We start from the raw sequence: 26,105 nt of genomic DNA, 5'->3' as shown, positions 1-26,105 counted from the left end.
GAACATGCAAACCAACCACACCCTGCCCGAAGACACCGTCTGGACGGAGGTCTCGCCCGGCAACCGCCGCGCCGTGCTCAGCCATCGCCCGGAAATGATGCTCGTCGCCTTCAGCTTCGACGAAGGCGCCATCGGCGCGCTGCATTCGCACCCGCATACGCAAGTGAGCTACGTCGCCGAAGGCAGCTTTGAGGTCACGGTGGACGGCGTCACCACCCGACTCGACGCCGGTAGCAGTTTTATCGTTGCCCCCAACCTCGTCCACGGCGTGGTGGCTCTCGCCAAAGGTATGCTGATCGACACGTTTACGCCACGCCGCGACGATTTTCTGTGATTTACGACGAATGCAGGCTGCCTTTATTGTCAGCCTGCGCTTACATTTTGACGACACCTATCGGGAACCTGCGCAAAAACTCGGGTGCGTTGGATCAGATATCGTCCCAGCCTTCCTGGTTAAACATGTATCCCAGTTCGGCCTTGTTCTTGCCCTTGAACGCCTTGGCGGCCTGCGCCCGCAACTGACCAACGGTCAGGCTGGTATTGATATTGCGAATGGCGATAACGCCGCTGGTGCTGCCGAGATCATTGCTGATCGCATTTGTCGCACACACCAGCACCATCACGCATTTCTTCTCCAGAGCATCGCCGATGTGATTGCTCTTGAACTCCTCCCACGTCACCTTTTTCTTGGCGCCAAGCGCCAGGAACGCCTTGTTCATCTTCTTCTTCGTTTGAACAAAACCGCTATGGCCCATCGAGGGGCCGATATCCCCCTGCTGGGTACCCGCGCCCTTGTAGTAATGCACGCGGCTCAGGAAAGCGGCGATGTTAAAACTGCCGTGGAGGACGCCCTGCGCGCCACGATGACCGGTCCAGCGGACCAGTTTGGCACCGAGGGTCAAACCTTTCATGAGTTTCGAACCGCCGCCGGCGCTGTAGCGCATGGCAACGACGGCCAAACCGGTCCGGCCTTTGATCGCCTGGTCCTGGTTGATGTTGTCGAGCCCGCGCAGCATGGTATCGACATCCTTGGCGGCCAAAAGCACGCCGTAGTCCTTGCCGATCTTGTCCAGAAGTTCGTCTTCATCGGCAGCATGACCGAGGCCAGCTCCGTCGTCGACCAGCACGATCTTCGGCCAGATGGCACATTCATAGGGATCGACCCCTTTGCCGAGCATGCCGGTAATCGGCATGTATGCTTGCATGACGCGCATGTTGTCCCCCAGCCCAAGTCGGATCGGCGCACATCCCGACCCGACATCCTTCGAAAATGGAACTCGTTACTCCCCGGCGATCCGGAACACCCCGTTCGACGGGTAGTTTTCACTCGTTTTCTCGATATGAAGGCGAAACTGTTCTTCCAGGGAAGACAGCCGTTCCTTCATGACCTTCAGGCCTTCACTCGCCGTTTCGAGGCGATCCCCAGGCTCCAGAGACCTCTGCAATCGCGTCAGTATCTCGGCGGTCATCGATCGGTTGTTGAGCGTTGCCGACTTCAGCAACTGACGCCGCATGGTCTCCGGTATGCGAAGTCGAAGATAATAATCGTTCGTGAGCATATGCATTCCAATGCAATCTATTGGCGAAAGCATTTAATCCGCCTTCAAGACAATACTTCTACTTTGCCGGGCCACCTCCCTACGGAAATCAACCAAACATCATGTCACATCATCTTTTTAAGGAGATCGATCTTGCTGTCCGCCTCGATCATTCACATCATGAGGCTCAACTAATACTGTGCTCTTATAAACAGTCTATAGGGCAAAACCCTAGAGATTAACTTTCGCTTAACTGGTATCGCTAGGCTATACGGCTCGACGCTGGCGAGGCGCGCCGGCATGTATCGGAGGGGATCGACGTGGCAGCAAACGGCAGGCCTGAGCGCTCATTTTCGCTGTTTCTCATCGACGATCATCCGATCATCAAGCTCGGTCTGTCGCTGGCACTACAGGGTGAGAGCCGCCTGAGGTTGACCGGAACGATCACCAATCCCTGGATGGGCCTGGGCGCGCTCGAAGCTGTGAGGCCCGACGTCGTACTGGTCGATCTCGTCTTCGACGGCAAGGCCGAGACACGGCTCATCCGCGAATGCCGCATGCTGCTGCCCGATGCGCTGATTGTCGTCTTCTCCTCCTTGCCGCGGCATGCCTACGAGCGTGAAGTCATCGAGATGGGGGCGGACGCCTTCATCGGCAAAAGTTCGGATATCTCCGTCGTGATCGAGACGATCGCCGACATGGCGGGGGGCACCCGGAAGCCCGTCACGCGCCCTCACCCGGCTCCAGACGGCATAGATGTCGTCATCGACGGTATTCACATCACCCAGCGCGAAGCAGCCGTGGCAAAGCGGCTCGGCGCAGGCCTGTCCATTTCCCGGATTGCCGCCGATCTTTCCATCAGCCCGAATACGGTGAGTGTCCATCGCGACAATATTCGCAAGAAACTGAATTGCCGCGACATGACGGAACTCGTGGCGCTGCTGGCGCGCTACAACGGGACGATCCATGACCGCACCTGAGACCGCCAGCCATTCCGGAAACGCAGCAACACGGTCGATGTCCGATATGTTCGGCCGCGTCGGTGGTCTCACCTTGGGCGACCTCGGTTCCTTCTTGCTGTTCACCGGCTTCTATTGCCTGCTCGGCGGCATGGCGTTTTCGACAGCCTATGTCCAGGCCAATGCCGCCGCCGTCTGGCCGCCGACGGGTTTTGCCGTCGGCCTGCTCTTGGCCCGCGGCCGCAGGTTCTGGCCGGCTATCCTGCTGGGGTCTTTCCTGCTGAACGCCTCCGTCAATGTTTTCGCCCGCGATGGCGCCACGCTTGCGACCGATCTTGCCGTCGCCCTGTTCATCGCCCTCGGCAACACATTCGAGGCCGTGATCGGCGCGTGGCTTGCGCGACGTTTTTCGGGAGGTCGCGACTTTCTGTCCAATCCTGACGGGCTCGTGACATTCTCCATCGTCGTTGCCCCGCTCGCGGCGCTCGTCAGCACGCTCGCCGGTGTTTCCGCCAGCTGGCTTGGCGGCATCACCGTACCGGGCACGATCATCGAGGCGCTGATGACCTGGTACATCGCCAATGTCGTCGGCCTGCTGATCTTCACCGGCCCCACCCTGCTGTTGCTGACCGGCGCGATCACCCTGCCGGACCGGCGCCGGATTCTGGAAGCACTGCTGCTTGTCGCCTGCCTGATCTTCATCAGCCAGGCGATATCGGGTATCTACCTCACGGAAATGCTGAACGGCTGGCTGAAAGCCTACATGGTCATTCCGCTGCTGCTCTGGGCGAGCTTTCGTTTCGGCACGCCGGGAGCGCTGTTTTCGGTGGTATTGGTTGTCTCCATCACCGCGGTCGGCACGATGCGCGGCTTCCAGGTGTTTGCCGCCGAAACACCGTCCCGCTCACTGCTTTATCTGCAGATCTTCCTCGCCCTCCTCTCGGTCATGGCACTCTCGATTGCGGCCACCCGTGCGCAGGTGATCCGTCTCCAGGAAGGCCTGGAGGCCAGGGTGCGCGACCGGACCAGCGAGGTGGAACGCCTCCTGCATGAAAAGGACGTCTTCACCACCGTCGTCGCCCATGACCTGCAGAGCCCGCTCTACGGCGTGCGCAACGCGCTGCGCGCCGCGATGGATGCAATCGACCACGGACGCATCCAGCTTGCCGACATTGCAGCGGCGATGAAGATCATGGAGGAGACCTGCACGACACTTGCCGACCGCGTCGAAGTGTTGCTGGCGCCGGCCGCCAACACAGACACCCTGCCTCCTACCGCCGGTGTGACCCGCATCGGCGACCTGGTCTCCAACATCGTCGCGGCCCACCGGTTGGCCATCGACCGGAAGACGGCAACGGTGGCGTTTTCCGGGGACAGGATGCTGGCATTGCGGCGTCCGGCCGAGGTCGAGCACATTCTCGATATCCTGATCGAGAATGCCATCCGCTACTCGCCAGCCGGCTCGAAGATAGAGGTCGCCGCCTACCGGCATAGCGGCCGGATCGAAATTCTCGTCTCCGACAATGGCCAGGGCATACCGGCCGCAGAGATCCCCCGCCTTTTCCTGCGCCGGGAAAACAACGGGGAACCGAACGGCAGCCCGCGTCACGGGCTCGGCCTGCATCTGGCAAGCGAAATGGCACAGCCCGGACTTCAATCCCATAGAAAAGGCCTTTTCCAAGCTGAAGGCACTCCTGCGAAAAGCTGCCGAGAGAACCGTAACCGGACTATGGGACAGGATCGGAAAGATCATCGATCTGGTCGAGCCGCAAGAGGCTCGAAACTACTTCAACTCTTGCGGATATGATCCAACATGACAGGGAAACGCTCTAGGGTCGGCTTATGGGGGGCATCTTTTCAGCCACCCTGCGCTATATAGCAACGGCGCCAATCAATGCGAATGCCGGATTGCCAGACGCCGAGACCGTCGAAGTTTACCGAGGAAATTGCCGGTATGATCTGCAGGCTATGGGCAGACGGCGAAAGCTTGTGGGCAAGATCAATCAGCCAAAGCTAATTTACCATTATCACCATTGCACATAAGAAATAAATGGTGCCCGGAGGCGGATTTGAACCACCGACACGCGGATTTTCAATCCCGTGTCATTCGCCCAATTTCAGTACGTTATGGACTGAAAACTGTCAAACTGACTTATCGAAATCAATACGTTAGCTCCAATTTGTCAAACCTGATCAGCCGCAAGATCTCTATTGGGTTGGTCTTTTCTTTTTGGCGGAACGCGCGCTCACTTTGTCAATGTGGTCCAGCATGACTGGTCGTGCGCTGCCCCCACTCATCGCAGCCGAAATCGCGGCATTCCAAAATGGTGACGGCCCGTACCGTTCGATTTCATCCAGAGGCATGCCTCTCGCCCTGCAGGAAAAGCTTCTTGAATGGGCGGTTCGTCGTCTTGCTTACGATGACGCCGCATTCGATGAGGCTGCTCGGATGCGCGGCGAAACCCTCGGCTTGCCGAGGGTCTTTACGCCGGCCATAGAGGACGGCACACCGAATATGGGTGTCGTTGAAGAATGCGCGGCGCTCGACCATAGCGACACCGACAACGGCAGACGATTGATTTCGCATTTTGGCTCCAATCTCGTTGTTGTCGCACAGGAGAAAGCGAAAGAACCTTTCTACGCTGTATGGGCTGGCAATCACTGGGATGTTGCGTCGGGCCGTCTCAAGGCGGAAGCGCTTGCGCAGCGGATCGGCGATCTAGTTGGCCTGGAGGCGCAGTATCTTCAGCCTGATGAGAACGAACGCAAGGCTATCGAGGCGGGCCGAAAATCTGAAAAAGTTCCCGAACCGGATCGAAAGGAAAGTGACCGCGAGCGCATAGCGACGGCCACCGCTCTGCGCCTGGCCCTGGAGAAACGCCGCAAGCGCCGGCACGATCATGCTGTCTCATCCAAGAACGTTGCTCGTATCCGCGCAATGCTTGCTTGTGCGGCTCCTCACATCGTTCGCCGGCCCGACGACTTCAACGCCAATCCTCGCAGGGTGGCGGTGCAGAATGCGACGATCACTTTCGCACCTGTGATCGAGAAGCGGATCAATCCGCGATATCTTAGCGCGGAAGAGACGCCGAACGTGCCGGCTGAGATTAACGTATGCACTGAGTCTCGCCTGATCGTGAAGCAAGGCCATCGGCGCGAAGACCTCATCACGCATGTGATCCCAATCGCATACGATCCCAACGCGACCGCGCCGCGATGGCTTCATTTCCTCAACACGATGTTGCCAGACGATGATGTGCGCCGGCTTGTCCAGGTCAGCTCTGGCCTCGGCCTGGTTGGGCTGACAGTACAATATTTATTCTTCCACTATGGCGACGGCGCCAACGGCAAATCCGTCTACATGGAAACCCTCTGCCGGCTCCTGGGCGACGTTGCTGTTACGCTGCCATCAACGTCCCTCATTGGTGAAAGCGGGTCTTCTGGCGGAGCCAGTCCCGACCTGGCGCGGCTTTATGGACGTCGACTGTTGCGGGTCAAAGAGCTGCCGGAAGGTGAGGATCTAAAGGAGGCGTTGGTGAAAGAGCTGACTGGCGGCGAGACCGTTACGGCTCGTGACCTCTTCGCCGGATACATGGACTTCAAGCCACTCTTTGTCGGCATGATGAGCGGTAATGGATATCCGCGCATTACCGGCATCGATGACGGCATATGGCGGCGCATGGCCGTCATTCACTGGCCCGTCAAGGTGCCGGAGGCAGAGCGACGAGAGTTCGAGGAAATGCTTAACTCCTTCGTTCCCGAGTATGCGGGCATCCTCAATTGGCTGATCGAGGGCGTCCATATCTTCCAGCGTGAAGGCCTCGTACTCCCCGCGGCTGTGCGCAAAGCGACCCAAGACTATCGCGATGACATGGACCGCACAGCAGCCTTTGTAGCGCGCTGTGTCGTGAAGGATGACACAGCGTCTCCATTGCAGGCGAAGGAACTCTATCACGCCTATTGCAACTTCTCAGCCGACGAGGGCGGCAAGCCTATGAATAACACCGCCTTCGGGAGGGTCATGGGCCGCAAGTTCACCAAAGACACGACGGGACGGGTGGTCCTTTATCGCGGGATACGCCTCATCAACGTGCCTCTCGGAGACGATCCATACGGCGGCCGCTTCGACAGTGACTTCGATCCGGAGAGCTTCGAACGATGACCGATCAAACCCCGAAACCCCTCGCCGGAGTGCGTCAAGCGGCTGAAAACACCCGTTTTCCTGCGAGGGTTTGCGATAGTTCAGCGGTAGTTTTGCGATAGTTTTTGATAGAAATTGCCCTTTCTATTCAATGAGTTGACGAGGGTTGCGATAGTTTTCGCGCGTATACACATATAGAAAAACATTGGAGGCATTCCTCCAAATAAAAAAATGCTTACGTTATGCGTGGAAAACTATCGAAACCCTCGTTAAGCCATTGTTTTAAATCAATAAAACTATCGAAAAAACTATCTCCAAACTATCACAAACTATCGCAAGTTGAATATTGGATAGAAGGTGAAAGTGATGAGAGCAATCAAGCCTAGCCCTTGTTGGCTGCCAATCCTTGATTGGAACCGCAGCGTATCGACGCTGACCGGAAAGCGAACTCGGAGAATGATCGCTGACCAGACGCGGATCGACAGCGATGGCCCCTTAGGGGGGGGTAGGTCAAAGTCTGGAGACCCGGAGGGGTCGTTACCGCATGGGTGGCACTGACAGGTTTTTTCTTCATCCGATTAATTTTCGGGAAAGTGGTCCTAGAGGCCGCAGAAAGCCCTTCATCAGCGATGTATCCCGCCAACACATTGAAAAGATTGGCGAAAACAATCGATGGATTGGTCCATGGCAAAAAAACGGTTATTAAATTTCGATGGCACGACAGGCCCCAAACCCTGTCACATCTGCGGCGTTGGCCTGCGATATCCTGCTCGGTCGGAGCGATCTGTGTGCTCGCCGGAATGTGGACGTGAGCGCAGTCGTCGCGCCTCTACGGGATACCGTGCGCTTGGAAAGGAACTTCTGGCCGGAATGGCCGATGATCTCGATGATTTTCGAGCGGCGATCTTGCGGAGGCTTGGCCGTGAAAAATAATCGCGCTGATGAGGCCTTGACCATCAATAAGCGTGCCGAGCGCCAGCGGCAGTATCGTCAAAGACAAAAGGCGCAAAAATCCATGGTCGCCGTCGAATTGGACTTCGACTTGATCGAAGCGTTGATCGAAGCAGGTCTTCTGCAGGACCGACATTCGGAAAATCGGGTGTCGGTAGCGGCTGCGATTGGGGCCGTCCTCGATCAATGGAAAAATACCGTTATGCATAACGCTGCAAGGGCGGCCGCATGGCGTATGATGTGTTCAACGAAGGAGAAGTGACATGCTGGATCAGATCAAAAACAAGTTTGCGCCGTCTGTGCTTCAGGCCGAACGCGATGCTTTGCAAACCGAAATTGATGCAACGAACGCGAAGATGGAAGCGCTGCGCGTCGAGGCGGCGGAGTTGACGGAGGCAAACTTCGCCGCGCCTACCGCCCGAATTGAGCGCCGCATTGTTGCGCTGCATGACCAGCGGAATGCTCTGCACGAAAGTGTTCGGCCGATCCGAGCGCGTCGTGCCGAATTGGATTTGCTCCTCCGTCCGACGCCCGTGAAGGACCAGTTGATTTCCGTCAAGATGCCTCCGGAGCTTGTCACCGCTCAAAAGCGTCTGGATGACGCCCGGAATAAGCGCGAGGCGTTGCGCCGGGAGATTGCGACGGAAGCCGCAACGGCAAAGGGCGTAAACCACCGTGGCGACGAAATCGCCGCTCTTGAAGCTAAGATCAAGTTGTTGCGTGGCGAACGTGAGCGAGCTGCGGAAGCATACAATTCTGAGGTAGCGTTGGCGCTGCAGCCCATCGTCGAAGCGGCGGCCTCGAAGCTGCTCAGGGCCGCCTTGGATGCTCAAGAGGCAATGCTGGTGCTTCATGAGGCGTCCGCTTATGCGCCGCCCCATGTGCCAGGAGCGGGGCTGGGCGCGCTCGCTCGCATGCCGTACGTCAACTGGACGCCATGGAAAGAGACCAGCGTTCTGGCGCAGCAGCTGGGCGGGAATGTTACCTTCGAAGAGGCATACAAATGAAGATTTTCGTTCAGGGTTACGCTCTCCCGTGGGACCGCCCCGCTTTTGTCGACGGACTGGTCGAAACGGTTGCCCCGTGCGCTGTGGCCGCCCAAACGCCACGCAATATCCGGATGCTCTACGGCTCGCACGCTGAAGAAGGCCAGCGGGTTTACGCGCAGACGCGCGACGGTACGTTGCAGTTCTTCCAGGACGATTACGGCCTTGGTTTCTATGCGGCGCTTGACGACGCATCGCCTGCGGTCCGATCAGCGGCCCGTGCGATCGGGTCTGGGATGGTCAGCCAGTGTTCTGTGAATTTCGTCAACATGAGCCGGCGCGAAGACGGGCGGGTCATCTGGGCCGCAATCGATCACGTAGCCCTAGTGGCGCAAGGGGCTTACAGCGACACGGCTTGCTGGCTGGCTGATACACCGATCAATCAGCGTCATGAAGACGTGCGGGCGCATAGCCTCATGTGGATTGAAGGATTTCTAAACCATTCGCGGCGCCGAGGTGCGGCCGGACAGGGCCTCGACATCCCTGCTTCCAACAGGCCTCTCCTCGCCTCGGCGCCGCGGAGCCGGCCATCGGTTCCGGAGAGCGTGCGCAACTTGCTAGACGATCCCACGTATCAAGCCTGGGCAAGAGAAAGTGCAAGGCTCTTGAAGGATCATCGTGACAAAATGAGAAGGGAACTGTAGCTCGCGTTTCCCCCGCTCGATGGATTGTCGATTCCGCAAACTCGATGCCCTCCCACACATCGCTAATTGCATCGATTAACTTCCGGATACTACCAATGCTTATCGACCTGTCGAAAAATGACCGTGCTAAAGTCCTTGTGGCATTCGAGCGCGAAGTGTTCAGGGATGCGAGGCGGTTTGGCGCCACTTGGCGAGAGTTTCAAGAGGGATTGATGCTCGCGCGTATCGCGGCGGCGTTGCCGTCGCGGCACATCCCTTCGAACGACAACCTTCCTAAATCTGCTAATTGATGTCAGATTGGATCGTGGTGTAGCAAACGACAAACGTTCTCACTATGTTCTTGCTGAACGAGACGTGCTATGCCCTTCATGCGGACGTGGCTATGAGGGATGAGCGACTTGAAGAATATGGCGGCGTGCTTCCTGGGAGGATTCTTCGGATCGTTCCTGTTTCTCATATTCGCTGTCTATTTTTTTGGAGATCCGTTCCACGATTGGTTTTCGTCCGCTTATGGAATTTTTTCCGCCGACAAACAGCAGCAGTTGACGACGCTGGATCGCGTCAAGATATACGATCTGCTGACAAGGGGCCTGATCGTCCCTTCGGACGGAATTATTTCCAATCTAACCGATCTTTACGGCAACATGATTCAAGCGCTCATTGGCGTCTTGGCTCTAGCGACGGTTTTGGCGGCGTTTGCCGTTCGATGGCAATCGATACAGTCTGCGCAGGAATTTGTGGACCAGAAAGCCGACGCGCACTTTGCCTCGGAAGAGTTTAAAGGGCGAATAAGAACTGCGGTCCAGGACTATGTAGATACGCTTGACCCTAACACCAATCCGCAGGTCGCATCGGCTAGTGGATCATGGGTGGTACTCCAGGAGATCGCCAACCTCAGAGATCGTTTGTCAACGATCGAGCGAAATCTAAGGCGGTCGGCTTCCCCTGAGGAAGCTGAGGACGACTTTTTAGAAGAAGAAGAACTGTGAAGGACGTACAATGGCTGTGTTAAGGAAATCTGTTTCCGCGCCACGTGACCCGCGTGAATATGATCCGAAGATTGCAGCAACTGACGCGCGGAAAATTGCTCAACATAACCTGTTGACCACGATTCCTATGGACGTCCGTGGGCTGGCGAACGCTCTGGGCCTTCGCGTTGCTTCAATGCCGATGGATGAGAATGTCTCTGGATATCTCGAGAAAGAAGGATCGGGATGGACGATCGGCGTGAATTCTCTCCATCACATAAATCGACAAAGATTTACGATCGCGCACGAAATCGGTCACTACTTTCTACATCGCGACCGAACGATATTCCGAGATGGATTACTGTTTCGTCAGGCCGGAGACATCGCTTCACACGAGCGGGAAGCCAACCTTTTTGCCTCTCTCCTGTTGATGCCTGATGTTGAATTTAGACAAGCATTGACGCAGAATAATATACCTGTCGTTGCAGAAAAATTCGGCGTTTCCCAGCAGGCGGCGAACTTCAGAGTAAAAACGTTGGGTGAAGGGGCAGTTTACGGTTGATGTATTATCCCAACTTGAAGACCACCGATTCGGAGTTGCGCGCGTTAAGGCACATTTCTGACGATGTGAAGCGCCGGATTACTCCTGTCTTCGAGTTGACGCGGTCACGAAAGACATCCAAAAATCCGCTTGGTTCGCTAAGCCGTCGCGCGGAACAGTTGAACGAGGTCTATAGCGGACATCCGTTCATCCTCGATCTGTGCACCGAAGCCACCCTGATGAACTCGGAAACGGAAGCGCTCTTCGACGAGAGCGGGGGGTACTCCAACTGGGTTTTGTTTCTACAAGCTAATTTTAGAGAAAATATTGTTCCGTGCGTGCTGTACGTCGAAGGCGGATCGAAGAAAAACTTCCAAGATCAAGTGATAATGCTCCGTGAGCTTTATCGCACTGTCTGCATTCGCACATCTGTCGCGGATGAAATTGCTTCGACTTTGTACGAATGGACTTTAGAGGTCGCGCCAGAAGAAAATATAATCCTATGCCCGATACTGTATTATGTCAGCGCCTCTGAAGTTCCCACCACCAAAGCGGCGTGCGTTTTTTATGTAACCTCCGTGATTGGTAACCGAGCTCCAGGCGTTCTCATCTTTGCAGGATCATCCTTCCCGCGCACAGTTACCGAGTTGCCGGGTTGCGCAGATGCCGCAGGTCGTTTCCCTCTTGCCGAGCTGTCTTTAGAGGCCGACCTCAAGCAAACATATCCAAACCTGCCTATCGCGAATTGCGACTTCGCTTCTGTCCATCCACGGAGGTACGAAACGAAGGGCGGGACGTGGGTCCCACGAATTGATTACGTTGTGGGCGATGAATTCCGTTATTCACGCGTTCGTGGCAATCAGGGTGGATACGCGGCGGCAGCGATGAACATCGACATGCACTCGCTAACCCGTCTTCCCAAATGTTGGGGAACGGATCAAATATCGAGCGCTAAGTCTGGTCATGTACCAGGCGCAAGTCCGTCGTTTTGGATATCCGTCCGCATCAATTGCTGGATTACGATGAGAGCGGCGAGAAGCTAGTCATTTTTTGCTCTCAGATCGGTCGACAAGATCGTATCCCCAAGCGTGTGCACTAGCCCTCAGCCGTGAAAGCCAATTCTCTTCTCGCTCACGCATATCGTCATCCAGCATGGGTCCGCCTTGGCCCTCGGCTTGCCGCATTACGTCTCGGACACGGTCAAGGAACTCTCGCAGATCTTGAATGCGATTGACCTTATAGGTCTCGTATCCGGTCGTTAACACGTGCATCCATCCGCTGGTGGCGATCGAAGGATGAGCGCTTAGATCTTTCATGGCATTTATAAAAATTTGGTCTACGGCATCGCCAGGTGCCTCGCCGCCGGCCAAGGACGCCTCAAGCCGAGTCACGATCTCAACGTTCAAAGACCGACCGTTCTTCTCCGCGTGCTGTTTCAAAAGATCGCGCATGCCGTCCGGAAACCGGAGCATGTATTGATCTTTCCAAGATCTGTTTGGTTCGTCAGCCATAGGTATCCAATGGATGTTTTTTTGTCTTGACGCAATAGATACCCAGTGGCTATATGTCGTATATATCCACTGGGTAGGTCATTATGCAGAATAGAACATTGAAAGACCAGTTCATGTTGCGCCTTCCTGACGGATGGCGCGAGACGTTGAAGGACAAAGCTGAAAGGAACCATCGCTCACTCAACAGTGAAATCCTGGCTGTTTTGGAACCGCATGTATCAGTAAGCCATCCAAATGAAAAAGCCGACGCACATCGAGCCTAGGAACTCGTGCGTCGGCTTTTTGGTATCAACATCTCTTTTAGGGAGAGCGTCGAAATGCAAGGTCACAATACACAAGCCGCACAAGAGAATGCAAGCTTTTCACGTCGCAATTTGCTCGGAGGGGTAGCTTTAACCGCCGCAGGCGCTGCGGTAGCTGAACTGGCAACAAGTCATTCGTTGTGCCGTGGGGCCCCGGTGGCCGCCTATACCCCCATCGGGATCGAGGCACCGATAAATCCTGAGAGCGAGCTGGAAGCGTGCATCTCGCAGCTTAGAACCATCCTATCGAAAATGCCGATGAGCCATGACGACGAAAACCTAAGCTTCTCGGCAAAGGACGGTGATGGAACTGCCGTGAGCGTAAAGATCTATCGCTCACGAAAGCGCGACGAGCAAAGCGACCCCCTTCTCTCCGCTATCGCGTCGTTCTTAGCGGGCGAGGTAGCTTTTGGCGCCATCAAGGAAAAAGACTGGGACGCCCACGGCGGCGAGGCAAGTGTGATCAGGGAAACATTCGGAAGGCCAATGGAAATCCTTGAGGATTGGGATCGCCCCGCGATCACTCTGGACGGTGCTATCGCGGCTCTCCGCTTGGCCGATAGGGAAAATCGCACACATGGCGAGTGTGACGTCTCCGTCGCAATGGTTCGCGCGGCCGCGGCCTTTTTCGAACGGCAAGGTCACTCAACTGAAACGGGGGCAAGCGCGCGGGTCGGGATGGCCGGTAAGGTTTACGGCTAGAGCCGAGGAGATGGAGGCTTACATATGACTACTGCAACGATAAACTTGAATGTCATGCCTCGCCGCATGCTCACCCTAAGGGAGGCGGCGAAATACGTCGGCCTTGATGTGAAGCGATTTAACTCGGCTTGCGCGGTGCCTGCCATCGATTTGCCCGGCGGCATCAAGCAGTATGACATTCGCGATCTTGACCTCTGGGTTGACCACGTCAAGGCCGGTTCCTCCGACCCCGATGATGCAATTCTGAGCCTACTGGATAAGAAGGCCAGCTAATGTCGCGGGAACTCAAAAAGCGCGAAAACAAGTACAAGGGCTGGCAGATCTGGAAAGATCGGAAGCCTCCCTTCAAATGGCGCGCCCGCCGTCGCGAGACGAGAGACGTGATCGATTGCACGAAGTTTGTGCCCTACTCCCTCGCCTTCGACATGGAAGTACATCGCATCAATGAGATGCACAAAAAGCGGGAAACCAAGCCGGGCACGCTCGGCATGCTGATCAAGAGATACCGCGCAAGTCCGCGCTTTCAGAAGCGGGCAATACGCACGCAAGCAGATTATCAAAAGGTCTTCGACTGGCTCCAGCCGATTGAGAACACAGCGCTGGAAAAGTTCACGCGCGGTTTCGTGGCAAAGATCCGCGACAAAGCAGAGCAACAGCACAAGTTCCGTTTCGCGAACATGGTGAGGTCAGTTCTCTCTCTCCTGTTCAGCTGGGGCATGGAATACGAATATGTGAAGGAAAACCCTGTCGAGCATGTGAGCCTTGCGGAGCGTCCGAAAGATCTCCGCGACATGAATAGGCCCTGGACTGATGCGGAACGCGAAGCAGTGCTTGCAGCCCTGCCCGATCATATGTTGCTTCCGATGAGCCTCATGATGTTCTACGGCCTCGATCCCCAAGACGCGTTGGCATTGCCTAAAACGGCGATATCCGTCGCTGGCGTCGATACCCGCCGTCACAAGACCGGCCAACCCGTTTACTTGCCAGTATTTGAGCCCGTAGAGGATGCGCTCGCTCGCTCTCCGAAGCACGACGCCATAACCCTCTGCGCGAACAGTCGCGGCCAGCCTTGGACCTACAATGGCTTCAGCACCAATTGGGACAAGCTCAAAAAGAGGCTGCAAGAGCAAGGAAGGGTGCAGGCCGGCCTTACTCTCAAGGGCCTGCGCCATACCGTGGCAAACATCCTTCGCGAGATGGGGAAGGACTACGGAACCATTCAGCTGGTTCTCGGCCAGGCCACCGAAGCGATGGCTAAGCACTACTCCCGGCGCGCGGATATGTCGAAGCAGACAGCTGCGGCTGTGGCTGATTTCGGGGCCGAAGTGAACAGACGAAAAACGAAAGTTGTCAAACCCGGCGAATAAATCTGTCAAACCCGGATTTATGAGAAAGGACTGATATAGTGGAAAACACCAGACATAATAAGGGCTTAGAATGGTGCCCGGAGGCGGATTTGAACCACCGACACGCGGATTTTCAATCCGTTCTCAAGCGGGCAATTTCAACACCTTTCCAGTGCTGAAAACGTCTAGAACGGCAACCGCGATCAAGCGGTTAGCTTAACTTTGTCTAGAAAAGTATGCGTTGGTTCCGGCCCTGCATATCGAACCGTCGACCCTGTTGCAGGTCGGAAATGTAATCAGCAGCAACATCACCACCACCACCCTGCCGGCAATCGCCGGCGGGCGCAAACCCATGGAGATAGCTCTGAGAGTCCTTTCACCTCGCCCGGCACCACCGGGCGGCAATACTGTTGCACGTTTTGATCTTGAGACCGACGACGGGATCAGAATTCGAGACCTCAAGCTTGTTGAGAGCGCAGGCGGCTGGCGTGTCTACGGACCAAAGCACCACGGCCAGTCGATCATTACATTTCCCGCGGGCCTCGTCGACCGCATCGCAACGGAGGCCCTGCGCCATGTTGGAACCGCCACTTAATCTTGCCAGCCGCTTGATCGAGCACGCCGGCCAGCAAGGCACGCTAGAGTCGAGAATTGCCGCATATCTGCGCATGCGATCTGGCGTTACAGTCATTGAACTGATGCGTGATATTCCGGGATTCACCGGCGATAAGACTTGGGTATTCGCAGATCAGAACATCGTCATTTGGCCGTATGTCTCTGAAGCCGCTATACTGGCCATGACGTCGCTCATTGCGTCCGACAAGGTAAAGCCAACGCCTACCAGTTGGCTGGTGTATAACTTTGACGGCCAGATCCTCGACATGCCTACCGCCACTCGCATCAAGCGCTACAACGAGCCGCATTGGCTGCCTATCGTCTTCGCTGGCAACAAAGAGGTGATTGATGGCGAAGGCTAAGGAGAAGGCGCCGCGACGGCTCGAAGTCTCCGACCTGGTCCTCGAGTTTCAAAATGCGCTGATCGAGTTGGAAACTGGCAAAGGTCCGAAGGGCGACTATGCCGAGATGCTGACTACTGCCGCCACTAGGCTGGAAGCAGGCATTCAGGATCATGTCGAAAAGCGAGTCCAATATCGCCTGCGGTTTACTCAGCCGGCGAATGACAACAAACAGTACCCCGGCATTATCTCCAGCGCTGCATTCGTCAAGGACTTCGTTCCGCCGGATTACGCGCTGGACGGGGTGTTTCAGTCGCGATTCTTCTACAGCCTGACCGGCACGACCGGCACGGGAAAGACGGCCGTCCTCCTGCTGCTGGCCGCCGCTACCGCGTTGGGCATGCCAGTCGGCGGCAGAGACGTGAAGCCCGGCCGCGTCTGCTATCTGGCGGGCGAAAATCCCGACGATGTTCAAATGCGCTGGATCGCGGCAGGTCATCATCTCGGATTCGACCCAGAAGACATCGACGTTCACTTTATGAAAGGCACCACAGATGTTGCGGAAACAATCGAGTTGATCCGTAAGGACGTGGAAGCTCTAGGCGGTGCCAGCCTTGTCATTGTCGATACCAGCGCCGCATTCTTCTTCGGCGATGACGAGAACTCCAACACAGACGCCGGCCGTCATGCTCGGAACCTGCGACAATTGACGACGCTGCCCGGCGAGCCTGCCGTGCTGGTAGCAACCCATCCGACCAAGAACGCCAGCAGTGATAGCCTACTGCCCCGTGGGGGCGGCGCATTCATAGCGGAGGTGGACGGCAACCTCACGCTAACGAAGTCCGACGGGCTGGTGAAGCTTCATTGGCAAGGCAAGCACCGCGGGCCGGATTTCGAGCCGGTGGTCTTCAAGCTGGAATCGGTAACGGCGCCCACCCTTGTCGACAGCCGCGGCAGACTGGTGCCGACCGTCCTTGCCAAGGACATGTCCGAGAAAGAAGTCGGTGCGGTGAAGCGGCAGGCATTTAGTGACATGGACGCGGTGCTGCTCGAGTTTGATCGAGATCCCACGCAGTCCACAAGGGGCATCGCGGAGCGCCTCGGCTGGCGGAACAAGGACGGTGAGCCTGATCGCAGACGAGCGCAAACGGCCGCCGACAAGGCCAAAGCCCAGAAGCTTCTGAAGTTCGAAGCGCGGAAATGGAAGCTTACTGATGCCGGCCAAGAGGCAGTCGTGGATGCGAAAGCACGCCGTCATGCTGAGCAGCAATCAGCCGAATTCGCCGAGCGGATGAGGCGGAAAATGGGCTGATCGAACTGCACGGTTCGATCGGTGCAGCGCCTTGTATCACAAGCCGTGTTTTGAACGCTGCACCGATGTTGCACCGGCTGCACCGAAGCGTGAAAAAAACGAGGAAAATGCAATGAAATCAACCTGCACGGTCGGTGCAGCTCAATCTTAAAAACATCACTGCGCGAGGGGGGATTTATCCCCTCTCGCAGCTGCACTGCACCGAAGGATTCCTTAGTACGGTGCAACGGTGCAGCGGGTGTCTTTGAAGCCAAATCCAAGGAGGTTATTGATGTATTTCGATGAGCGAACCCAATGCTATTTACACCGTGTCCATTATGATTTTGACGAGCAGAGAGGAATCCTCATCATGGGCCGTAGTAGCTGCACGGACATGAGCGGGGCGATCAGACTTTTCGAGGCAATAGATCCTGGCGTCAGGTTGATTGAGACATTTGCAGAGAATGTACCCGATACGATCTATAGAAAGCACACCGAACGTTTTGGCGGATGGCGCGCCTACAGCCCACGCAACCAGGCAGCTTGACCGCATCCCGCGCGCCCGCGCGAGGAGTGACTTTGCGATCTATCTGTCCACCGTTGACAGATGGTCGCTCGGCATCATTAAACCGTTTAATGATAGCTCTTTGCGAACCCTCCCGACGAACATGCTGGAGACGCCGGCAGCCTTGGCAACCCTAACATCATTCCAACGCATCCATTCCGCATCTTGCAACAGCGTCATGACGGCACGCCGCTTGTCTTCGTTGGTTGCGGCGAAGTTGGCGAATTTATCCGATGGGCAGCGTGCGGATAAGGTTGAAGGTGTATCAATTGATACAGCTTCCAACATGCTAAATGTAGGACGCGCCAGCGTAGCGCGTGCGCGAGAGGTTCATGCTAACGCCACTCCCGAACTTCAACGGGCAGTAGAGCAAGGCAAAATGGCCGTCATTCACATTTCTTGCAAATTGTCAATAGACACGACATAATTAAATCACAATCATGTGCTAGTCAGCAAAATGGCGGCATTCAACACCGCCTTCACGCACTAAGCGGAAGACCGGGAACCGGCACCGCAATCCACCTTCAGAGAGCTACATGACCTATACACACCCGGCACTGTCGTGGCTGATCAAGCACGACCCTGAGGCTGCGCTCGCCGTCTTCCATCGGCTGCGCGATGAATACTACACTTATGGCATCGAGCCGCAGACGAACGGACACGATCCTCGGGAGCGGAATGCAGACGATGCAGAAACGCACGATGCCCCGGACACCGAGTTCACGGGCGAGACCATGAGCGAGACTGCGCAGGACGGCCCCGACGAGATTTGGCCGGAAATGCTTCACGAGGTGAAGTCGGACATCCACGAGATGTTGCGGAGCGCGGGCGGCATTGCCTGGCCATGGTGCGGCGTCCGGCGAAAGCGGCGCGGCAAGACGACATGGATCGGCGAGCCTTGGAACTATGTGTTCCCGGACAAGCCCGCGCTCGCCGGCAGACATATGGTCGCGCTGAAGGGCCTGACATTTTTCACCCGGCCCAACGCTCGACGTGGGTTCGAAGGCGGCATGCTTCTTAGCTACATGGACGACGCGGGAAAGGTCGAGATGCCCGCCTTGAAGGCGACCAAGCCTCGCGGCGGCAAACGCCCGCACCGGGGCGACCCGGCCGGATATCTGGCTTTGCCTGGCGCGGTAGCATCGCCCCTCGCGGCAACTGGATTGCAGAGGCCGCTATCGGGTGAACCAGCGCTCGCGCCCATGTTCGACCCGCAGGCTGGCACGCAGGAAGCCCGCTCTATCCTCAGCGAATTTGGCATTGACGGCGGCGTTCCATTTGACCAGTTGCCGTTCCCGGCCAAGAAGCTGCCAGACGGCATTGCCAAGAATGCTCGATTCATCGGCGGCATGTCCGGCCGCTGCCAGACTGCATCTCATGGCACGATAGGAAATTGGGAGCCGGCGGAGCCGCTTTCAGGCGTATCTGCGCAGGTCGTCGAGGAGGTTGCTAACAGAGGCACGCTTGCCTCGATCGGCATAAAGCTTGGATATCGCGGCGGATATGCAGATCGGGCTGGAAAGCGGGCACTGCTCGAGGCTGGAAAAGCCCTCGTCGCTGCTAACCAAAATAACATTCCGAAAAAAGATGCGGCATGATGTGCCAAATCCGCCGCGCTGGGCGCGTATAAGATAGGGAAGTAGCTCTCCCCACCTTCGGCCCGCCCCGCGCGGGCTTTTTCTATTCCCAATCGGCGGTCGCTTCTCCCGCTGGTCGCTGCCGCGTGCGCGCTTCGGCTGCTGCACCGGCAAAGTTTCATTCCGCAAAAAATTGCGGATTTCCACCGCTCGCCCCGCTTGGGGCGGGCTTTTTTTGTTCCTATCGAGCCTCTTGATCGGGGCAAACTTTAAAAACGAGGTCGCGATGCGTACTCTTCCGGATTACTGGGCTCAGCCCACTTTCGACGCTGCGGCCTCCGCAAGGATTGCCGACGTCGCCTATGATACGTTTTTCGCCTGGCAGCGCTTGGCCCGTGCCATGGGTTTCAAGTTTGGAGACCAACGCCGCCGGTACTGGTCTTTCCGCCCTGCGGATCTTTACGCGCTTCTGATCTTGGCGGCGCTCAGCAAGCTTGGCGTCCCAATCGGAATGCCGCAGATCAAAGCCGTCTTCCACTTCACATTCGATGAGGACGGCAAGCCAAGAGCTCCGCCGGGTCCGTTTGTCCAGCTGTCCGCCGATGAGCGGGCATGGGTCCAAGTAGATGCGCTTCGAATATTCGACGACGTAGTCGCAGGTTACATCGAAGGAGTCGAGCATGCTTAAACGTCTTCGCGATTGGCTTTCCTCCCGCTCCTACCTTGCCGCTGGCGGTGGTCGGCGTGGTGCCAGCATGCAAACGATGCCTGCACCGCTAATCTCGGCCTACACGGCTCGAGGGCCGATAGCGGCGCGGGCGCGGTTCGCCGTCGGAAACAATCCAATGGCGCAGGGCGCGGTTCAAGCCTGGGCCGCGCAAGCGATAGGTGCTGGTATCAAGGCGTCGAGCCAACATCCCGACAAGCCGGTGCGGGAGGCACTTAATAGTCGCTTCACGGCATGGACGGACGAGGCCGACGACGAAGGCCGCACCGACTGGTTTGGGCTTCAGACTGCGCTCTTCCGCAGCATGGTGACGGCCGGTGAAGGCCTCGCCCTTATGCTCAGCACGAAAGCAGGCTTGCGCATTCGAATTCTGGATCCGGAGCAACTTGACGCTTCCTATAGCGCAACCCTAGCCAACGGCGTAAGGATTGTGCAGGGGGTCGAATTCAATGCTGACGGGCAGCGCGTCGCCTATCACATCTTTTCGCATGCCATCGGCACAGAGACGGCCCTGACACGGGAACGCAAGCGTATCCCGGCGGAGGACGTCCTGCACCTTTACAGGCAAGACTGGCCGGGACAGGTCCGCGGGCTCTCCTGGTTCGCACCCGTGCTGGTACGGCTCGCCGATCTCGACGGATGGCGTGATGCGCAGATCATGCGCCAACGCGTGGCGGCGATGTTGGCGGGGTTCGTCGTTACGACAGACGGCTCAGGCGCGCCATTTGACGGGACGCAACAGGGGACTAATCTCGTGGGGGGGCTTGAGCCCGGCGCCATAAAGTTTCTTGATCCGGGGCAAGACATCAGGTTTTCCGAACCGGCCAAGATCGGCGCGGAAGTCGTTGACTTTGCGGTCACCTGCGAACGCGATGTGGCTACAGGTTTGGGATTGCCCGCGCACGCTTTCGGCGATGTCACCCGTGCGAATTACTCGAGCCTGAAACAGGCGACTACGGCTTTCAAGGCTCGCGTCGAACAAGTGCAGTGGTCGACATTCATCCCCCAGGTCTGCGTTCCAGTCTGGCGGCGTTGGGCGACCATTGAAGTGTTGTCCGGAAGCATCGGCACCACAGTAACAGAGTCCTTCCCTGTGAAGCATACCTGCCCGCGGTGGCCGAGCCTTGAACCGGTCAAGGATGTGACGGCCGACAACATGGAACTAGCGGCCGGCCTCACCACACGGCGCGCCCTGCTTGCCGCTCGCGGCGAAGACATCGAGCAGGTGGATGCGGAACTAGCTGCAGACAATAAGCGCGCTGCGGAACTAGGGCTGAACTTCAGCACCACGCCAAAACCCGTCAACGATAACGAACCGGTCGAGCAGGCCGCTTAACAACGGAGCAAATCATGACCGATACCAACGGGCCGCTTACGCGGGCCGCACCCTTACGCGCGTCTAGTTGGAATGCCGAAACCCTCACCTTCGACTTGGTCCTGTCTTCTGGCGCAGCCGTAGAGCGAGGCGGGTTCGACGAAGTTCTGGATCTCGCCGGCGCGGCCTGGCCGGAATCCATCCCGCTATTGGCTGATCACCGAAGCGACCTCGACAACGTCCTCGGAGATGTGACGAACATCAGGCGCGAAGGTGACCAGATTGTCGGGACTGTGCGGCTATCCAAGCACGCGGAAAAAGCCAAGCGCATTGCGGCCGAACTTTCGGACGGCCGTTCATTCTCAGGCTCCATCGGCTACAAGGTCGAAAAATGGGCCGAGAGTAAACCCGCGGGGAAACGAACGCTCACCGCGAAAAACTGGCGAATTTACGAGGCCAGTCTGGTCTCGCTGCCCGCCGACCCAGCCTCAAAAATTAGGGAACTCCCCATGACTGAATCCACCACTCTGGCTCCGGCCACCCTTACGCGCGCCCAGATTAACGCCGAAGTGCGCAGCATTGCGAAGACGGCTGGCCTTGACGCAGCCTGGGTCGACAAGCACGTCGATGCTGACGACGTGAACCTGGACGCCGTCCGACAGGATGCGTTCGCGGCGATGCAGGTCCGCACGTCGACCACGTCGAGCGTCCGCACTATCTCAATCGGCACAGACCACTACGACCCTGTCGAGATCCGTTCGGCCATGGCTGACGCATTGGCACATCGCCTGGCACCGAACGCCGTCAAGCTTGAGGGCCGCGCCACCGAATTCCGCTCGCACCGTATCCTCGACATGGTCGGCGATCTCGCCGTTGCACGCGGCGAACGCGTTAATCTCCGCGACCAGGATGGCCTCCTGATGCGCGCAGTCGGCGCCCATTCGACGAGCGATTTCCCCCTGTTGCTGGCCGACGCTGTGAACAAGAGCCTTCTCGGCCAGTACGCCCTCGCGGCACCGACGTACCGGAAATGGGCCGCCCGAAAGCCTATTGCAGACTGGTCCGCGCACCATTTTCTGCGCATCGGCGACGTGCCGGGCTTCAAGGAAATCGTCGAAGGTGCGGGCGTAAAATATGGGACCGTGTCGGAAAAATCAGCTTCCGTCAGCGCCAAGGAATATACGTCCGGCATCGCCATCGGCCGCCGCGCGCTGATGCAAGACAATTTGTCCGCGCTGGCCGACTTCTCCTCCGGTTTTGCGATCCGTGCCGCGTCGGATGAGAACACCCTTGCTTATGCTGTGCTCGCCGCGAACGCCAATCTGCCCGATGGCATCGCCCTTTTCGCATCCGGTCACGGCAACCTCGCCGCGTCCGGCACGGCGATCGACGCTGCCAATGTCGGCCTGGCCGTCAAGGCACTCCGCGCGCAGAAGAGCCTGGACGGTCTGCAGTTGAATCTCCAGCCGGCAATGTTGCTGTGCGGCCCGGCCAATGAGGTCGCCGCCCGTCAGCTTCTCGCCGCTGTCAGCCCGACGAAGAGCGCGGACGTGAACGTTTGGTCCGGCTTCGCCGAGCTCATTGTCGACGCCAACATTACCGACAACGCTTGGTACATTTTCGCGTCGCCGGCCACTGCCCCGGTTGTGGTCTGGGGACACGTCGCGGGAAGCGAGGGACCGCAGGTCCGTGCCGAACGAGATTTCGATACGCAGAGCGCCAAGATTGCCGCAACTCTTGATTTTGCTGTTGGCGCCATCGACCATCTTGGTGCGTACCGGAACGCAGGCACGTAATGGAAGATCTCATCGCTCAGCGGGCGGCCCTTGTGGCCGCCCGTTCCTCGGGGGAACTTGAAGTCGAGTTCGCCTCAGGGGGCACGCGCCGACGGGTTGTTTATCGCTCAATGGCCGAAATCATTGCGGCCATAGCCGCTATCGACAGGGACGTGGCGGCCATGAATGGCACCCGCGTCACGACATTCCTCCCCTCATTCAAGACAGGTTTTGAATCGTGAAAAACTTCATCGCTGAATCCGATATTGTCGAAGTTACCGCGCCCGCAGACGTTGCCTCCGGCGACATCGTGGCGGTGGGTGGTCTGATCGGCATCGCAGTCTCGTCCGCGCTTTCTGGCAAGACGGTGGCCCTTAAGACCACCGGGACATTTGAGCTCAAGAAGACCAGCAATCAAGCCTGGTCCTCTGCCGGCCTGACGATCTACCGCGACGCATCGACCGGCCTGGCAACCACCACGGCGTCGACGAACCCGCCGATCGGCGTAAACCTCGCCGTGGCCGCCAATCCGAGCGCCACCGGCACGGTTCGGTTGAACGGCGTGTTTGGCCTGCCGTCTGCTGCACAGATGGCCGCCGGCGACGCTTGACGTGGACTGGCAAACGCTCGAGGCGGCCGTCGACACGGCCGTCTTCGCCACCTGGCAGGAAGCGGTTCGCCTGTCGTTCCTCAAGAACGGTGTCGTCGATCCAGTCAGGCCGCCGAGGGATATCAAGGCGATTCTGCATCATCCTGGGCTGGACGGCGCGCTCACGCTGGGCGGCGGAATGTTGACCAGCGTGGCGGCTTCTCGGCACTACTTGGTGATCGAGCGGGCGAAATACCCCGGCCTGATCATTCGTGCCCAAGACCGGGTGCGCGCCACCGAACGGCCCGGCATGCCGTGGTACGAAGTGTCGAAAGTTAACGACAGGCACTCGGGCATCATCATTCTGGAGCTCGGCGAGGCGTAGCCCCGCCATCCACCCCCAGCCGCCGGCGCCCGCCGCGCGGCTTTTTCTTTGCCTATAAGGAGAGCCTGAGTGGCCACCGATAAAAACTCCCCGCCCGCCGAAAGCGACGATGAAATCCAATCCACCGTCATTACGGAAACCAATCCGCCTCAGTCGGGTGACCAGGCGCCCGCCGCCGAGGACGGCACAATCCATGATGCTCGCATCGACGGGGGCACGTACTGATGGGTGCCATTCGCTTTCCTCGCGGGTTGAAATCCGCGCTGACCGCCCTTATCGGCTCGTCCAGTTTGCTTCCGGGTGAGGTGAAGTATACCACCGACGAAGAACGACTGTATCTCGCAACGTCAGTGAATGCTGCGAAGCCAGTTCTCACGGCCGCCAATCTGGGTACCACAGGGCAGGTCTACACCAGCAACGGGCCATCGGCCGAACCGTCGTTTCAGGATGCCGCTGGTGGGTTCAACGTCGGTGATGTTCTCTACACCACCACGATCCTTAGCTCGCCGTGGCTTCTCTGTGATGGCCGCAAGGTCAGCCAATCCACTTACTCAGGCCTGTATGCGATCACGGGGCACCAGAATTCGCCTGTTCGATATCCTTGGCTTCCTGTCAAGATCGCCGATCCGGCGACTTTGCCTAATGCTGCACAAGGAAATGGTGCGGCCTGGTCTCCTGACGGGAAATTTATTGCGATTGCCCATTCAACCAGCCCATTTGTAACAATCTACGATTTCACTTCTGGCGTGCCGATCAAAATAACTGATCCTGCCACCCTGCCTGCCGGTACCGGAACCGATTGCACATGGTCTCCCGACGGCCGATATCTGGTTGTCGCACACGCAACATCGCCTTATGTGACGATCTATGACTTTAGTAGCGGAGCGCCAGTAAAGATAGCAGACCCTGCCACCCTCCCTGCTGGAAATGGATCTGGATGCGCTTGGTCTGCTAGTGGTCGATATCTTGCTGTAGCCCACAGCACGTCTCCATTCATCACGATCTATGATTGGGCGACAGGCGTACCCGTAAAAATCACCAATCCTGGCACCTTACCTACGGGTAATGGCGCGGCCGTTGGCTTCTCCCCGAACAACAGGTATCTCGCTGTTGCGCACAGCACGTCTCCTTTCATCACCATTTATGATTGGGCGACAGGTGCACCGGTCAAAATTACCAATCCTGCAACGCTGCCTGCATCTGTCAGTGCTGGGGTTGGGGCCGCAACCTTTTCTCCCAATAGCCGGTATTTGGCGATTACACAGAATACCAGTCCGTGGATCATAATCTACGACTTTAACACCGGTACTCCGGTAAAAATGACCGATCCAGCGGCAATTCCAGCAGCATCCGCATCTGGTGCCGCTTGGTCTCCTGACGGTAAAGTTCTGGCGATCGGCCATTCTTCCTTCGCCACTCCTTATGTGAGTTTTTATGATTTCACTTCTGGCGTGCCAACAAAGATAGCTGATCCAGCCAATGCGCTTCCAGGTACAGCCAATGGGATGTCGTATTCTCCAGACAGTAGGTACATCGCAATTTCCCACAATTTGACGCCATATGTCACCATCTACGATGGGGCAGAGCGACCAGCATCTGATTTCTACCTGCCCAAAATCGACAGCAACGGCGGCGTAAAAGCCTATATCAAGGCTGCCTAACGCTCACAGCTTCCTACAACATCCCCGCCTGCGAATGGACGCAGGCGGTGGATGCTATAGCAGCGCAGATTGGCGAACCAGGTGAGTGACAAGGCCAATGCCGCTATTGAGGCAGGTGCGGCAATCGGTGGGGGCTTTTAATCAAAACCAGCTGCGCCCTCGCCAAGAAGGCGCAGCACCGAGCAAGACTAGAGAGCCATCGCGCGTTCAACGCTGCATCCGTTTTCTTGTAGTCGCCGCGCAGTGATGCGGGTTTCGTCGAACAATGGTTTTAGCTTCGGATTCTTTTCGTACTCGACTGCCAATACGATTAGATCTGCATTCCTCAACTTCGGATCGGCTCGCACTGCAGTGTTCAGCCGTTTTTGAGCCGACGCATAATCCTGCTCAAGTTGAGTACAAGATGCTTGTGCTGTCGAAGTGTTATTGCCCGCCGTCTCGCAGCCCGCCAATCCTACCATCGCGCCGAGAAGCGCAACCCACGTTATCCTCATGAAATGTCTCCGTCGAAGTGTAATATGCAAGACCGACAATGCAGCTTCTGCGTGTCACGTCAATAGTTCGGTCTTGCTTAAGAGGCACCCCTCCATTGGGTCCTCCCCCGCCTCAAGCCTA

At 57.3% G+C, this 26,105-nt stretch carries 31 protein-coding genes and 2 pseudogenes; 29 read left to right on the top strand and 4 right to left on the bottom strand.

The features are described from left to right. Positions 1–4 precede the first annotated feature (4 nt). Positions 5–334 carry a cupin domain-containing protein gene (locus ACSQ3I_RS02725; protein ID WP_435995808.1) on the top strand — a complete coding sequence of 110 codons (330 nt, stop codon included), beginning with the start codon at positions 5–7 and terminating at the stop codon, positions 332–334. A gap of 94 nt (positions 335–428) precedes the next feature. Here ACSQ3I_RS02725 and ACSQ3I_RS02720 read toward each other — a convergent pair whose 3' ends face one another. Next, on the bottom strand, positions 429–1,127 hold the full coding sequence (locus ACSQ3I_RS02720; protein WP_435995807.1) for a hypothetical protein: 699 nt from the start codon (positions 1,125–1,127) through the stop codon (positions 429–431). Between the two features lie 153 nt (positions 1,128–1,280). Next, positions 1,281–1,559 carry an Arc family DNA-binding protein gene (locus ACSQ3I_RS02715; protein ID WP_435995806.1) on the bottom strand — a complete coding sequence of 93 codons (279 nt, stop codon included), beginning with the start codon at positions 1,557–1,559 and terminating at the stop codon, positions 1,281–1,283. Positions 1,560–1,858: 299 nt separating this feature from the next. Here ACSQ3I_RS02715 and ACSQ3I_RS02710 point away from each other — a divergent pair, with 299 nt between their 5' ends. The 11 genes and pseudogenes from ACSQ3I_RS02710 (at position 1,859) to ACSQ3I_RS02660 (ending at position 11,831) form a co-directional block, all read left to right on the top strand. After that, positions 1,859–2,518, top strand: a complete 660-nt coding sequence (locus ACSQ3I_RS02710; protein WP_435995804.1) for a LuxR C-terminal-related transcriptional regulator — start codon at positions 1,859–1,861, stop codon at positions 2,516–2,518. Continuing rightward, positions 2,505–4,082, top strand: a pseudogene (locus tag ACSQ3I_RS02705) (MASE1 domain-containing protein); the annotation flags it as partial. The gene ACSQ3I_RS02710 and the pseudogene ACSQ3I_RS02705, both read left to right, overlap by 14 nt. A 55-nt stretch (positions 4,083–4,137) precedes the next feature. After that, positions 4,138–4,314 (top strand): annotated as a pseudogene (locus ACSQ3I_RS02700) (IS630 family transposase); the annotation flags it as partial. Between the two features lie 452 nt (positions 4,315–4,766). Beyond that, a complete protein-coding gene (locus ACSQ3I_RS02695; protein ID WP_435995802.1) occupies positions 4,767–6,659 on the top strand; it encodes a DNA primase family protein in 1,893 nt (630 codons plus the stop codon). Between the two features lie 787 nt (positions 6,660–7,446). Beyond that, positions 7,447–7,851 (top strand): hypothetical protein, encoded by a 405-nt coding sequence (locus ACSQ3I_RS02690; RefSeq protein ID WP_435995800.1) that lies wholly within the window; start codon positions 7,447–7,449, stop codon positions 7,849–7,851. Between the two features lies 1 nt (position 7,852). Then, positions 7,853–8,596, top strand: coding sequence for a hypothetical protein (locus ACSQ3I_RS02685; RefSeq protein ID WP_435995798.1), 744 nt, complete (start codon positions 7,853–7,855; stop codon positions 8,594–8,596). Then, on the top strand, positions 8,593–9,279 hold the full coding sequence (locus ACSQ3I_RS02680) for an HK97 family phage prohead protease (RefSeq protein WP_435995796.1): 687 nt from the start codon (positions 8,593–8,595) through the stop codon (positions 9,277–9,279). Before ACSQ3I_RS02685 ends, ACSQ3I_RS02680 begins: the two co-directional genes overlap by 4 nt. Positions 9,280–9,374: 95 nt before the next feature. Continuing rightward, a complete protein-coding gene (locus tag ACSQ3I_RS02675; protein WP_435995795.1) occupies positions 9,375–9,569 on the top strand; it encodes a hypothetical protein in 195 nt (64 codons plus the stop codon). 99 nt (positions 9,570–9,668) lie between these two features. Next, the gene (locus ACSQ3I_RS02670) at positions 9,669–10,268 is read left to right on the top strand and encodes a hypothetical protein (RefSeq protein WP_435995793.1); all 600 of its coding nucleotides are present in this window, start codon (positions 9,669–9,671) and stop codon (positions 10,266–10,268) included. A 10-nt stretch (positions 10,269–10,278) separates the two neighbouring features. Beyond that, entirely contained in the window at positions 10,279–10,809 is a 531-nt protein-coding gene (locus tag ACSQ3I_RS02665; protein ID WP_435995792.1) for an ImmA/IrrE family metallo-endopeptidase, read from the top strand. Further along, positions 10,809–11,831, top strand: a complete 1,023-nt coding sequence (locus ACSQ3I_RS02660) for a beta family protein (protein WP_435995791.1) — start codon at positions 10,809–10,811, stop codon at positions 11,829–11,831. The genes ACSQ3I_RS02665 and ACSQ3I_RS02660 overlap by 1 nt, the downstream gene beginning before the upstream one ends. Here the strand turns inward: ACSQ3I_RS02660 and ACSQ3I_RS02655 are convergent, their stop codons facing one another. Continuing rightward, positions 11,832–12,299: an Arc family DNA-binding protein gene (locus ACSQ3I_RS02655; RefSeq protein WP_435995789.1), complete on the bottom strand. Its 468-nt coding sequence runs from the start codon at positions 12,297–12,299 to the stop codon at positions 11,832–11,834. It lies immediately after the preceding gene. 83 nt (positions 12,300–12,382) lie between these two features. On the opposite strand from ACSQ3I_RS02655, the gene ACSQ3I_RS02650 reads away from it, so the two are divergent. From ACSQ3I_RS02650 to ACSQ3I_RS02570, 17 genes are all read left to right on the top strand, one after another. Then, positions 12,383–12,562: an Arc family DNA-binding protein gene (locus tag ACSQ3I_RS02650; protein ID WP_435995787.1), complete on the top strand. Its 180-nt coding sequence runs from the start codon at positions 12,383–12,385 to the stop codon at positions 12,560–12,562. A gap of 6 nt (positions 12,563–12,568) precedes the next feature. Continuing rightward, positions 12,569–13,303 (top strand): hypothetical protein, encoded by a 735-nt coding sequence (locus ACSQ3I_RS02645; RefSeq protein WP_435995785.1) that lies wholly within the window; start codon positions 12,569–12,571, stop codon positions 13,301–13,303. Positions 13,304–13,327: 24 nt separating this feature from the next. Continuing rightward, a complete protein-coding gene (locus ACSQ3I_RS02640; protein WP_435995783.1) occupies positions 13,328–13,576 on the top strand; it encodes a hypothetical protein in 249 nt (82 codons plus the stop codon). Further along, positions 13,576–14,670, top strand: a complete 1,095-nt coding sequence (locus ACSQ3I_RS02635) for a tyrosine-type recombinase/integrase (RefSeq protein WP_435995782.1) — start codon at positions 13,576–13,578, stop codon at positions 14,668–14,670. Before ACSQ3I_RS02640 ends, ACSQ3I_RS02635 begins: the two co-directional genes overlap by 1 nt. Positions 14,671–14,890: 220 nt before the next feature. Beyond that, positions 14,891–15,244: a hypothetical protein gene (locus tag ACSQ3I_RS02630; RefSeq protein WP_435995781.1), complete on the top strand. Its 354-nt coding sequence runs from the start codon at positions 14,891–14,893 to the stop codon at positions 15,242–15,244. After that, a complete protein-coding gene (locus ACSQ3I_RS02625) occupies positions 15,225–15,626 on the top strand; it encodes a hypothetical protein (protein WP_435995780.1) in 402 nt (133 codons plus the stop codon). The genes ACSQ3I_RS02630 and ACSQ3I_RS02625 overlap by 20 nt, the downstream gene beginning before the upstream one ends. After that, complete coding sequence (locus tag ACSQ3I_RS02620) at positions 15,613–16,917, top strand: AAA family ATPase (protein ID WP_435995779.1); 1,305 nt, start codon at positions 15,613–15,615, stop codon at positions 16,915–16,917. The genes ACSQ3I_RS02625 and ACSQ3I_RS02620 overlap by 14 nt, the downstream gene beginning before the upstream one ends. 271 nt (positions 16,918–17,188) lie before the next feature. Then, positions 17,189–17,443 carry a hypothetical protein gene (locus ACSQ3I_RS02615; RefSeq protein ID WP_435995778.1) on the top strand — a complete coding sequence of 85 codons (255 nt, stop codon included), beginning with the start codon at positions 17,189–17,191 and terminating at the stop codon, positions 17,441–17,443. 554 nt (positions 17,444–17,997) lie between these two features. After that, positions 17,998–19,059 carry a hypothetical protein gene (locus ACSQ3I_RS02610; RefSeq protein ID WP_435995777.1) on the top strand — a complete coding sequence of 354 codons (1,062 nt, stop codon included), beginning with the start codon at positions 17,998–18,000 and terminating at the stop codon, positions 19,057–19,059. Positions 19,060–19,324: 265 nt separating this feature from the next. Further along, positions 19,325–19,726, top strand: coding sequence for a hypothetical protein (locus tag ACSQ3I_RS02605; RefSeq protein WP_435995776.1), 402 nt, complete (start codon positions 19,325–19,327; stop codon positions 19,724–19,726). Further along, entirely contained in the window at positions 19,719–21,101 is a 1,383-nt protein-coding gene (locus tag ACSQ3I_RS02600; RefSeq protein WP_435995775.1) for a phage portal protein, read from the top strand. Before ACSQ3I_RS02605 ends, ACSQ3I_RS02600 begins: the two co-directional genes overlap by 8 nt. 14 nt (positions 21,102–21,115) lie before the next feature. Beyond that, positions 21,116–22,876 carry a phage major capsid protein gene (locus tag ACSQ3I_RS02595; RefSeq protein ID WP_435995774.1) on the top strand — a complete coding sequence of 587 codons (1,761 nt, stop codon included), beginning with the start codon at positions 21,116–21,118 and terminating at the stop codon, positions 22,874–22,876. Beyond that, positions 22,876–23,097, top strand: coding sequence for a phage head-tail joining protein (locus ACSQ3I_RS02590; protein ID WP_435995773.1), 222 nt, complete (start codon positions 22,876–22,878; stop codon positions 23,095–23,097). Before ACSQ3I_RS02595 ends, ACSQ3I_RS02590 begins: the two co-directional genes overlap by 1 nt. Continuing rightward, entirely contained in the window at positions 23,094–23,465 is a 372-nt protein-coding gene (locus ACSQ3I_RS02585; RefSeq protein WP_435995772.1) for a DUF2190 family protein, read from the top strand. The genes ACSQ3I_RS02590 and ACSQ3I_RS02585 overlap by 4 nt, the downstream gene beginning before the upstream one ends. Before the next feature lies 1 nt (position 23,466). After that, positions 23,467–23,829, top strand: coding sequence for a hypothetical protein (locus ACSQ3I_RS02580; RefSeq protein ID WP_435995771.1), 363 nt, complete (start codon positions 23,467–23,469; stop codon positions 23,827–23,829). A gap of 69 nt (positions 23,830–23,898) precedes the next feature. Beyond that, on the top strand, positions 23,899–24,054 hold the full coding sequence (locus ACSQ3I_RS02575) for a hypothetical protein (protein ID WP_435995770.1): 156 nt from the start codon (positions 23,899–23,901) through the stop codon (positions 24,052–24,054). Next, positions 24,054–25,490 (top strand): WD40 repeat domain-containing protein, encoded by a 1,437-nt coding sequence (locus ACSQ3I_RS02570; RefSeq protein ID WP_435995769.1) that lies wholly within the window; start codon positions 24,054–24,056, stop codon positions 25,488–25,490. Before ACSQ3I_RS02575 ends, ACSQ3I_RS02570 begins: the two co-directional genes overlap by 1 nt. Before the next feature lie 188 nt (positions 25,491–25,678). On the opposite strand, the gene ACSQ3I_RS02565 is transcribed toward ACSQ3I_RS02570, so the two are convergent. Next, positions 25,679–25,984, bottom strand: coding sequence for a hypothetical protein (locus tag ACSQ3I_RS02565; protein WP_435995768.1), 306 nt, complete (start codon positions 25,982–25,984; stop codon positions 25,679–25,681). Between the last annotated feature and the right edge of the window lie 121 nt (positions 25,985–26,105).

This window comes from Rhizobium sp. LjRoot30 (genome assembly GCF_964253915.1).
In the GTDB taxonomy this organism is placed as follows: domain Bacteria; phylum Pseudomonadota; class Alphaproteobacteria; order Rhizobiales; family Rhizobiaceae; genus Metarhizobium.
This window is presented reverse-complemented; position numbering and strand designations above follow the sequence as displayed.

Coding starts and splice junctions, on each gene's coding strand:
- ACSQ3I_RS02595 (WP_435995774.1), top strand. CDS start 21,116: ATGACCGATACCAACGGGCCGCTTACGCGGGCCGCACCCTTACGCGCG.
- ACSQ3I_RS02655 (WP_435995789.1), bottom strand. CDS start 12,299: ATGGCTGACGAACCAAACAGATCTTGGAAAGATCAATACATGCTCCGG.
- ACSQ3I_RS02640 (WP_435995783.1), top strand. CDS start 13,328: ATGACTACTGCAACGATAAACTTGAATGTCATGCCTCGCCGCATGCTC.
- ACSQ3I_RS02625 (WP_435995780.1), top strand. CDS start 15,225: ATGTTGGAACCGCCACTTAATCTTGCCAGCCGCTTGATCGAGCACGCC.
- ACSQ3I_RS02590 (WP_435995773.1), top strand. CDS start 22,876: ATGGAAGATCTCATCGCTCAGCGGGCGGCCCTTGTGGCCGCCCGTTCC.
- ACSQ3I_RS02680 (WP_435995796.1), top strand. CDS start 8,593: ATGAAGATTTTCGTTCAGGGTTACGCTCTCCCGTGGGACCGCCCCGCT.
- ACSQ3I_RS02570 (WP_435995769.1), top strand. CDS start 24,054: ATGGGTGCCATTCGCTTTCCTCGCGGGTTGAAATCCGCGCTGACCGCC.
- ACSQ3I_RS02725 (WP_435995808.1), top strand. CDS start 5: ATGCAAACCAACCACACCCTGCCCGAAGACACCGTCTGGACGGAGGTC.
- ACSQ3I_RS02685 (WP_435995798.1), top strand. CDS start 7,853: ATGCTGGATCAGATCAAAAACAAGTTTGCGCCGTCTGTGCTTCAGGCC.
- ACSQ3I_RS02665 (WP_435995792.1), top strand. CDS start 10,279: ATGGCTGTGTTAAGGAAATCTGTTTCCGCGCCACGTGACCCGCGTGAA.
- ACSQ3I_RS02635 (WP_435995782.1), top strand. CDS start 13,576: ATGTCGCGGGAACTCAAAAAGCGCGAAAACAAGTACAAGGGCTGGCAG.
- ACSQ3I_RS02670 (WP_435995793.1), top strand. CDS start 9,669: ATGAGCGACTTGAAGAATATGGCGGCGTGCTTCCTGGGAGGATTCTTC.
- ACSQ3I_RS02610 (WP_435995777.1), top strand. CDS start 17,998: ATGACCTATACACACCCGGCACTGTCGTGGCTGATCAAGCACGACCCT.
- ACSQ3I_RS02660 (WP_435995791.1), top strand. CDS start 10,809: ATGTATTATCCCAACTTGAAGACCACCGATTCGGAGTTGCGCGCGTTA.
- ACSQ3I_RS02695 (WP_435995802.1), top strand. CDS start 4,767: ATGACTGGTCGTGCGCTGCCCCCACTCATCGCAGCCGAAATCGCGGCA.
- ACSQ3I_RS02675 (WP_435995795.1), top strand. CDS start 9,375: ATGCTTATCGACCTGTCGAAAAATGACCGTGCTAAAGTCCTTGTGGCA.
- ACSQ3I_RS02600 (WP_435995775.1), top strand. CDS start 19,719: ATGCTTAAACGTCTTCGCGATTGGCTTTCCTCCCGCTCCTACCTTGCC.
- ACSQ3I_RS02605 (WP_435995776.1), top strand. CDS start 19,325: ATGCGTACTCTTCCGGATTACTGGGCTCAGCCCACTTTCGACGCTGCG.
- ACSQ3I_RS02650 (WP_435995787.1), top strand. CDS start 12,383: ATGCAGAATAGAACATTGAAAGACCAGTTCATGTTGCGCCTTCCTGAC.
- ACSQ3I_RS02565 (WP_435995768.1), bottom strand. CDS start 25,984: ATGAGGATAACGTGGGTTGCGCTTCTCGGCGCGATGGTAGGATTGGCG.
- ACSQ3I_RS02715 (WP_435995806.1), bottom strand. CDS start 1,559: ATGCTCACGAACGATTATTATCTTCGACTTCGCATACCGGAGACCATG.
- ACSQ3I_RS02615 (WP_435995778.1), top strand. CDS start 17,189: ATGTATTTCGATGAGCGAACCCAATGCTATTTACACCGTGTCCATTAT.
- ACSQ3I_RS02620 (WP_435995779.1), top strand. CDS start 15,613: ATGGCGAAGGCTAAGGAGAAGGCGCCGCGACGGCTCGAAGTCTCCGAC.